Source organism: Bellilinea sp. (assembly GCF_053501535.1).
Window position 1 is genome coordinate 1 of the sequence record NZ_JBRCOK010000041.1, and the last position, 9,355, is coordinate 9,355.

8 protein-coding genes are annotated in these 9,355 nt (G+C 61.9%); 4 read left to right on the top strand and 4 right to left on the bottom strand.

Annotated features, from left to right (window positions below):
• Positions 1-334: 334 nt before the first annotated feature.
• The 3 genes from ACWIZX_RS04760 to ACWIZX_RS04770 all read right to left on the bottom strand — a co-directional run bounded on the left by ACWIZX_RS04760 (position 335) and on the right by ACWIZX_RS04770 (position 3,288).
• Positions 335-1,165 carry a phosphoenolpyruvate hydrolase family protein gene (locus tag ACWIZX_RS04760; RefSeq protein WP_322792707.1) on the bottom strand — a complete coding sequence of 277 codons (831 nt, stop codon included), beginning with the start codon at positions 1,163-1,165 and terminating at the stop codon, positions 335-337.
• 2 nt (positions 1,166-1,167) lie between these two features.
• The gene (locus ACWIZX_RS04765; protein WP_448334973.1) at positions 1,168-2,394 is read right to left on the bottom strand and encodes a Tm-1-like ATP-binding domain-containing protein; all 1,227 of its coding nucleotides are present in this window, start codon (positions 2,392-2,394) and stop codon (positions 1,168-1,170) included.
• A gap of 264 nt (positions 2,395-2,658) precedes the next feature.
• Positions 2,659-3,288 carry a TetR/AcrR family transcriptional regulator gene (locus tag ACWIZX_RS04770; RefSeq protein WP_322793167.1) on the bottom strand — a complete coding sequence of 210 codons (630 nt, stop codon included), beginning with the start codon at positions 3,286-3,288 and terminating at the stop codon, positions 2,659-2,661.
• A gap of 121 nt (positions 3,289-3,409) precedes the next feature.
• On the opposite strand from ACWIZX_RS04770, the gene ACWIZX_RS04775 reads away from it, so the two are divergent.
• From ACWIZX_RS04775 to ACWIZX_RS04790, 4 genes are read left to right on the top strand one after another with little or no spacing between them, the layout of a single operon-like run.
• Complete coding sequence (locus tag ACWIZX_RS04775; protein WP_322793166.1) at positions 3,410-4,123, top strand: ABC transporter ATP-binding protein; 714 nt, start codon at positions 3,410-3,412, stop codon at positions 4,121-4,123.
• Positions 4,120-5,184, top strand: coding sequence for an ATP-binding cassette domain-containing protein (locus tag ACWIZX_RS04780; RefSeq protein ID WP_448334974.1), 1,065 nt, complete (start codon positions 4,120-4,122; stop codon positions 5,182-5,184). The genes ACWIZX_RS04775 and ACWIZX_RS04780 overlap by 4 nt, the downstream gene beginning before the upstream one ends.
• A complete protein-coding gene (locus ACWIZX_RS04785; protein ID WP_448334975.1) occupies positions 5,181-7,589 on the top strand; it encodes an FtsX-like permease family protein in 2,409 nt (802 codons plus the stop codon). Before ACWIZX_RS04780 ends, ACWIZX_RS04785 begins: the two co-directional genes overlap by 4 nt.
• 19 nt (positions 7,590-7,608) lie before the next feature.
• On the top strand, positions 7,609-8,784 hold the full coding sequence (locus tag ACWIZX_RS04790) for an HlyD family secretion protein (RefSeq protein ID WP_322794588.1): 1,176 nt from the start codon (positions 7,609-7,611) through the stop codon (positions 8,782-8,784).
• Positions 8,785-8,797: 13 nt separating this feature from the next.
• On the opposite strand, the gene ACWIZX_RS04795 is transcribed toward ACWIZX_RS04790, so the two are convergent.
• Positions 8,798-9,355, bottom strand: a 558-nt coding sequence (locus ACWIZX_RS04795) for a PQQ-dependent sugar dehydrogenase (protein WP_448334976.1), incomplete at its 5' end; no start/stop codon positions are given.

Consider the following 9,355-nt stretch of genomic DNA (forward strand, 5'->3'; position numbering starts at 1 on the left):
TGCTGGAACAGGTGGCTGCCCACCTTGACCTGCGGCGCGCCTATGCCTGCCTGAACGCCGTCGAACAGGCCCAGGCCGGGCTGGACGCCAACCTCAACACGCGCCTGCTGCTGGATGTGCTGATGTTGGATATCCCGTATCTGAACGAGCAGATTGACCTGAATTCGGCTCAGGTTTAAGACCAAAACAGTATTGCAATTACCCCCTCTTACCTCCCCGAAAACCGCTCAGGTGGTTTTTGGGGAGTGGAAAAGGAATTATCCTGAACTGAGGTTTAAAACACGAAACCGGCGGGTATTGAGCCCGCCGGTGTAGTCTCTTCCGGCAAGAGGGTCTATGCCAGGCGAATATTCTTGAACGCCTCGACCTGGGCGCGGATGGCGCGCTCGGTGGGCAGACGTTCGATGCTGGATGCCCCGAAGAAGCCGGCAATGCCCGGCATGCGCGCCAGCGCTTTGCCGACCTGATCGGGTTCGTCAAACGGTCCGCCGTGGCAGATGACCAGTATATCCTTGCGCACCTGACGCCCGGCTTCGGCAATTTCCATCACTCTGGCAATGGCTTCATCGAGGGTCATTGCCACCCCAGCCCCGATGCTGCCCGAAGTGGTCAGCCCGACATGAGCCACCAGTTGATCGGCGCCGACCTTTGCCATCTCGCGCGCCTGATCGGCATCGAAGACATACGGCGAGGTGAACAGGTCCATCTCATGCGCCAGCCGAATCATCTCGATTTCCTTGTCGTAGCCCATGCCGGTGGCTTCCAGGTTGGCGCGGAAGTTGCCGTCAATCAGCCCGACGGTGGGGAAATTCTGCACGCCCGAAAAGCCAATCTCGCGCAGTTGTTTGAGGAAGACCGGCATCAGCCGGAAGGGATCGGTGCCGCACACCCCGGCCAGCACCGGCGTATTTTTGACCACCGGCAGCACTTCACTGGCCATCTCGACCACAATCTGGTTGGCATCGCCGTAGGGCAGCAAACCGGCCAGCGAACCGCGCCCGGCCATGCGGTAGCGCCCGGAGTTGTAGATGATGATGATGTCCGCCCCGCCGGCTTCGGCAAATTTGGCGGAGATGCCGGTGCCGGCTCCGGCGCCGACGATTGCCCGGCCGGCAGCCACCTGAGCGTGCAAACGGTTGAGGATTTCCTGACGGGTGAATGCCATTTTCAAACCTCCTGTTCGGATTTTTTGAGCATCTCCAGCAGGGTTTCGGCAACCCTGCCGGAAAATTCCGGATCATTGATGTTGGCGTCAATCTCAATATAGGGGATGCCCGGTTTGAGATTCTTGCGGATGGTTTCAAAGCAGGCACGGTCGGCTTCTTCGTCCCAAAAGTCGCCGCCCGGGCTGTCGAGCATGGAAACGCCTTTGAGCGGAATCAATACCGCCACCGGCCCGGTGGATTCATTGGCGGCGCGGGCGATCATTTCGCCAATGCGGATATTTTCTTCCACATTGGTGCGCAGCAGGGTCACATTGGGGTTCCACTGGTACAATTTGCGCCCTTTGTACTTTTCCGGCACGGTATCCATGCCCCAGAAGTTGGCCATATCCACGCAGCCGGGCACCAGCACGGTGGGAATGCCCTTGCGCGCCGCCGCCAGGCAGCGTTCCGGGCCGGCGCTCAGCACACCGCCGCACACCTCATCGGCCAGTTCGGTGGTGGTGATGTCGAGGCAGGCGGTGATGTAGCCGTCATTGATCAGGCTTTCCATGGTGCGCCCGCCGGTACCGGTGGCGTGAAAGACCAGCACCTCATAACCGGCGTTCTCCAAAATCTCGCGGGCATGATCCACCGCTTTGGTAGTGTTGCCGAACATGGACGCCACGATGAGCGGCTTGTCTGCTTTGGCAAGCGGGCGTTCCATTTTGACCATGCCGCTGATGGCGCCGGCCGCATTGGTGTAAATGGCGCGGCTGATGCTGTTGATGCCGGCGACATCCACAATCGAAGGCATGAAGGTAATGTCCTTTGTGCCGGCATAGGCCGAAACATCCCCCCCGCCGACAGTGGAGACCATCACCTTTGGCACGCCGACCGGTAGGGTGCGCATGGCAGCCGTGGCAATGGAGGTGCCGCCCGAACCACCCATGCCGAGGATGCCGTCCAGTTTGCCTTCGTCATACAAGCGGCGTACCACGTTTGCCAGCCCGGCAGCCATGACGCGCATGGCTTCGTCTTTGTGCTTACCGTCCGCCAGTACTGCCAGATCGCCGCCCCCGGCTGCCGCCACTTCGCTGCGCGGAATATCGGGCGCAAAAGCCGGCTCGCCGATCACGCCAAAATCCACCACCAGGGTTTGCAGTCCCTGAGCATGGATCAAGTCGCGCACGAAGGCAAACTCCCTGCCTTTGGTATCCAGTGCGCCAACCAGCACAACCGTTTTTGGCATATTGACCTCCTTTGGAATGTTTTGGGAAATGTGTAAAAAAGAATCATATTTATTGTAGAAGATTCTGGACAAAACGGCAAACGAGAACCTTAAAATAACGTGAGTTCGGGATATGTTCTAGATCCGGCAAGTAAAGCAATTACCCCCTCCCACCTCCCCCTAAATCGCTGGGGCGATTTAGGGGGAGATGCAGGTGGGAGTCAAACATCCTCAAAGGAATAGGAAAAGGATTTATACCGAACTGACGTTTATTAGGTTATTGATCTAATTTTCGTTTCCCTCTATATTTCGCAGTCCATCCAAGACCAAGCGGCGGAAGTAGCGCGCCATTTCCTGCGGCGGGTAGGGCATGGCGGCTTCCAGCCACCAGATCAGCATACCCAGCAGACTGGCGGCAAAAAACTGAGCCATCAATTCCAGGGGAATGCTCGGCTGCAGCGATGGACGGCGGTACTCGAACCAGCGGCGGGTAAATTCCAGCGCGTAGCGGGCGGTCAGTTCACGCAGGCGGCTGGTGGCTTTGATGGAGCCTTCGCTGCGCAGCATGGCGCGGTACAGGTCGGCATTCTGGGCGGCGTGTTCGAATACCAGTTCGATCGGTAAGCCGGCCCCGCTGGCTGAGCCTGCTTCGCCAAACAGCACCTCCGGCGCAATGCGCGAGATGCGCGCTGCCAGTTCGTCGGCGCTCTGTTCGATGCTTTCCAGAAAGAGGTGTTCCTTATCACGGTAGTGCAGGTAGAAGGTGGTGCGCCCCAGGTCGGCGCGGCGGGTGATGTCCTCGATGGTTACGGCATCGTAACCTTTTTCCAGAATCAGCGCAGTGAGCGCTTCGCGCAGTAGCCGCCGCGTGCGGCTCACCCGCCGGTCACTTCGCGGGGCAGGCAGGTCGTTCATGGGCAGGGTTTTCTGAACAGGTGTTGTATTCTGAACACGGTCAACGGTTTCATGCTTGACAGAAGGGGTTAGCCGTTTATAATCATAAACAGTCTGTCTATTATTATACAGGTTGTTCGGAATGAGTGCCAGCCCGATTTTGCAATTGAAAGATGTGCGCAAAACCTATCCTTCGCCGACCGGCGGGCAGGAAGTGCTCAGGGGCGTCCATCTGGAAATTTTCCCCGGCGAATTCGTGCTGGTTTACGGTAAGTCCGGGGCGGGCAAGACCACGCTGGTCAACATGATTGCCGGCATAGACACCCTGACCGGCGGGGAAGTGCTGTTCAACGGGTTGAGCGTTCACCGCCTGAACGAAAGCCAGCGGGCGCGCTGGCGCGGACGGAATGTGGGTATCATTTATCAGTCCTTTTATTTGATGCCCAACCTGAGCCTGCTGGATAATGTCATGTTCCCGATGGATGTGTGCCGGCTGTATCATCCGCGCCGCAGCCCGCAGCGCGCGCTGGAACTGCTCGATTCGGTGGAACTCAAAGAACATGCCTACAAACGCCCTTCCGCCATCTCCGGCGGACAGCAGCAGCGGGTGGCGATTGCACGCGCCCTGGCCAACGACCCGCCCTTGATTGTTGCCGACGAGCCGACCGGCCGGTTGGATTCGGTCACGGCGGAAACGATTCTCCAGATTTTCTGCCGCCTGGCGCAGGAAGGCAAGGCGGTTTTGATGGTAACCCACGATACCAGCCTGATGAACCGCGCCACCCGTTGTTTGCGCCTGGAGGACGGGAAAATCCATGCCTGCCCGCTGGAACCGGCGGGGGAGGTGGGGCGATGACGACTGCTCCCGAAGGCTACCTGCGCCTGGACAAGGTGGTCAAAGCCTTTCCCGCGCCCGGCGGTCAGGTAGAGGTGCTGAAAGGCATTTCGCTTTCCATTCGCCAGGGCGAGTATGTCAGCATTGTGGGTAAATCGGGCAGCGGTAAATCTACCCTGCTGAACATGATTACCGGCATTGACCACCCCACTGCCGGTCTGGTGGAAGTGGCCGGCGTACAACCGCACACGCTCAGCGAGAATCAACTGGCGGCCTGGCGGGGGGTGACCATCGGGATCGTCTTTCAGTTTTTTCAGCTGCTGCCCATGCTTTCCCTGCTGGAAAATACACTGCTGCCGATGGATTTATGCAACCGTTACGCGCCTGCCGAACGCGAGGAACGTGCCCGCGCCTTGCTGGAACAGGTGGGGCTGGGGGAGGTGGTTGACAAACTGCCCGGCGCAGTTTCCGGTGGTCAGCAGCAGGCAGCCGCCATTGCCCGCGCGCTGGCCAACGACCCGCCGCTGATCGTTGCCGATGAGCCAACCGGCAATCTGGACGAACGCACGGCAGCCGAAGTGCTCAACCTGTTCGATGATCTGGTGGCGCAGGGCAAGACGGTGGTCATCGTCACCCACGACCCCGAACTGATGGCGCGCACCCGCCGCACGATTCTGCTCTCGGACGGCGAAATCATCAACCCGCACCTGGCGGCTGCCTTTGGCTGGCTGACTCACCCGCAGTTGCTGCAGCTGACCCACCTTGCCCGCCGGCGGGTCTTTGCTGCCGGTGAAGTATTGAGCGACCCGGCCGATTCGGTCGGTTTGCTGCTGGTCGTCAGCGGGCAGGTTGGGCTGTTCCAACATGCTCAGCCGGCGGAAGATGCGCTGCTGATCTTCAACCCCGGCGAGGCAGTCAGCGGCAGTCTGGCAGCCGAACTGGCGCGCAGCGGGGTGCTGCGCGCCCTCCAAGCCGGGGAGGCGCTGGTCATTGATGCGCCGGCCTGGCAGGAGTGGCTGACCGCCAGCCGGCAGGCAGAGCGTTTCAGCGCGCTGCTTCAGAGATGGAGGGGAAACTCATGATGCCCCCTCGCTGGCGCAAAATCCTCAGCGATTTTCTCGGCAATCCCACCCGATCCCTGCTGGTGGTGCTTTCGATTGCGGTGGGTCTGTTTGCGGTGGGCAGCATCACCAACACCCGCCTGCAGTCGGCTCATTTGATGCGTGAAAATTACGCTGCGGTCAACCCCGCCAATGTCATGCTGGTCACCTCTCCGCTGAGCGAGGATGACTTGATTCCCCTCCGCAAACTGGATGGCGTTGCTGAAGCCGAAGGCGTGCGCACCTTTTCGCTGCGCATCCGCAACCATGAAGGCGATTGGGTGCGCCTGAACGTGATTGCCCCGCCGGATTACGCCAAAAAACACATCAATCAGGTGCTGGTGCTGGACGGTCATTTTCCACCCGCCGAGCGCACCTTTGCCATTGACCAGTTCAGGCTGCCCGAACTGACCCTCTACCCCGACCACACCGTGGAAGTGCAGTTGCCCTCCGGCAGGGTGATGCGCGTACCGGTCAGCGCGGTGGTGCAGGATCAAACCATCGGCGCTTCGCGCGCCGACGGCGGTTTTTTCCTGGCGCCCGCTCAGGCTTTTACCACCTGGGATTCGCTGGACTGGCTGGAACAACCCCAAACCATTAATCTGGTTTATCTGACCGCCGGTCAAAACGCCGATGACTACGATCACCTGCGCGCCTTGGGGCGGGCCGCCGCCGACCGGCTGGAAAAAAACGGACACCTTGTGTTCAGTTACGCCGTCAACGGGCGGCACGACCATCCCAACAGCACCTATACCGAAGCGCTGGCGAGTATTCTGGTGCTGCTGGGTCTGCTGGTGGTTTTCCTGAGCGGCTTCCTGATCACCAACACCTTGCAGGCGCTGCTGGCGCAGCAGGTGCAGCAAATTGGGGTGATGAAGTCGGTGGGCGCCACCGGAGGGCAGATTGCCCGTCTCTATCTGGTGTTGATTGAACTGTACGGCGTCCTCGCCTTGCTCATTTCGCTCTATCCGGTGCGCTGGATGACCGGCGTATTGCTGGGGATGATGCAGACCGGCATCAACATCCCCGCCAGCCAGCCGCAGCTGCTGCCCGAGACGGTGCTGCTGATGGGCGTTCTGGCGCTGGCGGTGCCGGCGGGGGCGGGCTGGCTGCCCATTTCCCGCGCGGTGCGCATTCCCGTCCAGCAGGCGCTGAGCGGAATTTCGCCGCTGCAATCGGCGCTGCGTGAGGGGCGGGTCATGCGCGCTTTGCGGCGGGTGCGCGGGCTTTCGCGCCCGCTGCTCATCTCGCTGCGCAACACCTTCCGCCGCCGCAGCCGCCTGATTCTGACGCTGATCACCCTGACGCTGGGCGGGGCGATCTTCATTGCCACCCTCAATACGCGCATCTCGCTGCAATCCTACATTGACCGCCTGCGTTATTACTTTCTGGCGGATGTGAGCATTACCTTCCAGCAGCCCTACCGCACCAGCAGGGTGGCTGCCGACCTGATGCGCCTGCCGGGAGTGGGCATGGTCGAAGGCTGGAGCGGGGCGCGCGCCGAACTGGTGCTTGCAGACGGCAGCGGTGAGAGCATTTCCATCATCGCGCCGCCGGCCGGCAGCCGCATGGTACAGCCCATTTTGATCAGCGGACGGTGGATCGAGGCGGGTGACCGCTACGCGATTGCCGTCAGCGAGCGTTTTGCGGATGTCATTCCCGGGCTCAAGCCGGGTGACACGCTGCGCCTGCGCATCGGCGGGCGGGAACACGACTGGACGGTTACCGGCATCTTCCAGCTGGTGGGCCGCAGCGCCGGTTTGCTGGCGTATGCCAACGGCGAGGTCATTCAGACGGAACTGGGGCAGGGCAGCCGCACCACCAACTTCCGCGTGCTGGCAAACCGCGATCAACTGACCCTGGCGGAGCAAAAAGCCTTTGGCAGACAGATTGAACAGGAACTGGAACGGCGCGGCTACCGGGTGGATGAGGTTACCGCCGGCCTGCGTTTGAAGGAAATTTCCGCCAACGGGCTGGACCTGCTCACCGCCGTTCTCTTGCTGCTCTCCGGCCTGATTGCCGCGGTCGGCGCAATTGGCTTGATGGGCACCATGAGCATGAACGTGTTGGAACGCACCCGCGAAATTGGCGTGATGCGCGCGATTGGCGCCGGTGACCGTCAGATCATGAACATTGTGCTGGTGGAAGGGCTGCTGATCGGGCTGCTCTCGTGGCTGTTGAGCGTGCTGGCGGCTGTGCCGATCAGCCGCCTGCTGGCAAACACGATCAACAACGCCTTATTCGGCGCAGCGGCGCCGCTCACCTTTGCGCCGTGGAGCCTGCTGGTCTGGCTGGGGATTGTGCTGGTACTTTCGGCGCTGGCCAGTGTGCTGCCCGCCCGCGCCGCCGCCCGCCTGACCATCCGTGAGGTGCTGGCTTATGAATAATCCTGCTGGGAGGTTCGAGATGAAATCCAAATGGCTGATGGCTTTGATGATGATCCTGCTGGGATTGACCAGCGGCTGTTCGGCAGTGCAATCGGTGTTTGCGCCAACCCCAACCCCCGCACCGCTGCCGCCGGTGGATAACCGCGGCGGGGTGATTGCCGAGGCGCGCATTGTGCCGCGCGATGAGGCGCTGCTCTTTTTCAATACCGCCGGCACACTGGCAGAAGTACTGGTCAGCGAGGGAGAACCGGTGCAGGCCGGGCAGGTGCTGGCGCGTCTTTCGGAAAGCGCACAGGCGCAGGCCGCGCTGGCGCAGGCCAAAGCCGAACTGCTGGCAGCTCAGCAGGCGCTGGATACGCTCAACGAGAAAGCCGCGCTGGCAGCCGAACAGGCGCGCGTTGCGGTGCTGGAAGCCGAACGCGAGGCGGTGCAGGCCTGGCAGGCTTTTGACCGGCTGGATACTCGCGCCACCCGTGACCGGATTGACGACCTGCGCGAAGAGGTTGCCGACTTGCAGCAGGAATTGCAGGACCGCGAGGAAACGCTGCAGCGCTACAGCGATCTGGCCGCCGATAACCCCACCCGCAAGCGCGCCGAGGACGATGTGGAGCAGGCCCGCCTGCGCTACAATGATGCCAGCCGCGAACTGGGTTTGCTGACCAACGAGGTTGAACTGGCGCGCGCGCGCTGGGATCTGGCCAACCAGCGGCTGGAGGACGCCCGCCGAACGTATGAAGCCCGGCAGGACTTGAAACCCGACCCGGATGAACTGGCGCTGGCGCAGGCGCGCCTGGATGCCGCCCAGGCCGCCGTTGCGGCTGCCGAAGAGGCGCTGGCGCGGCTGGAGCTGCGCGCTCCCTTTGACGGCACGGTGGTCGAGGTGCGTTACTCCGCCGGCGAAAGCGTGGCTCCGGCTCAGCCGGTGCTGGTGGTGGCGGATCTTTCGGAATGGTATGCCGAAACCACCGACCTGAGCGAAAAGGACGTGGTGCGCATCCGCACGGATGAGGACGCCGAAATCACGCCGGATGCCCTGCCGGAGTTGAGCCTGCGCGCCCAAATTGAGCGGATTGCCGACTACCCCCAGACGCGCGGCGGCGATGTGGTCTACCGCGTCCGGCTGCGCCTGCTGGAAAGCGACCCGCGCCTGCGCTGGGGCATGACCGTGGACGTGCGCTTTGCCGAGGAGCGCTGAAAGCCGGCCGGTTTTATGGGGCGTAAATTACCCGATAGACGCGGTTGCCTTTGTCGTCGGAGATGAACATCTCGCCGTAGGCGTTGAAGATTACATCCGCCGGGCGGCCCCACGTGGCACTGTCGCCGCAGGGTTTGCCCGGCGCCCGCCAGCCGGTGGCAAAGGTCTGGCTGCCAACCGGTTTGCCGTTTTCCAGCAGCACGCGCTCCACCTTGCAGTCGCGGATGTTGGCGGCAGTGGTGTTCCACGAGCCGTGGTAGGCGACGAACAGGTCGTCCACATAATCGGAGGGGAAGTTGCCGGGCTTGCCCAGCGTCATACCCAGCGGGGCGGAGTGCGCCGGGGCGGTGAACAGCGCCGGCACGGCCTGGGCGCAGGTGAAGCCGGACGGCAGGGCAATGCGCGTATCGCGTACTTCACGGGTGTCGGGCGGGATGACCCCCACACCGGGGGTGTAGCAGTACGGCCAGCCGTAATGGCGGTTGCCCTGCACCTCGATGACGATTTCTTCCGGTGGTAAATCATCGCCCAGCCCATCGCTGCCGTTGTGGTTGGCCCAAAGGCCGCCGCC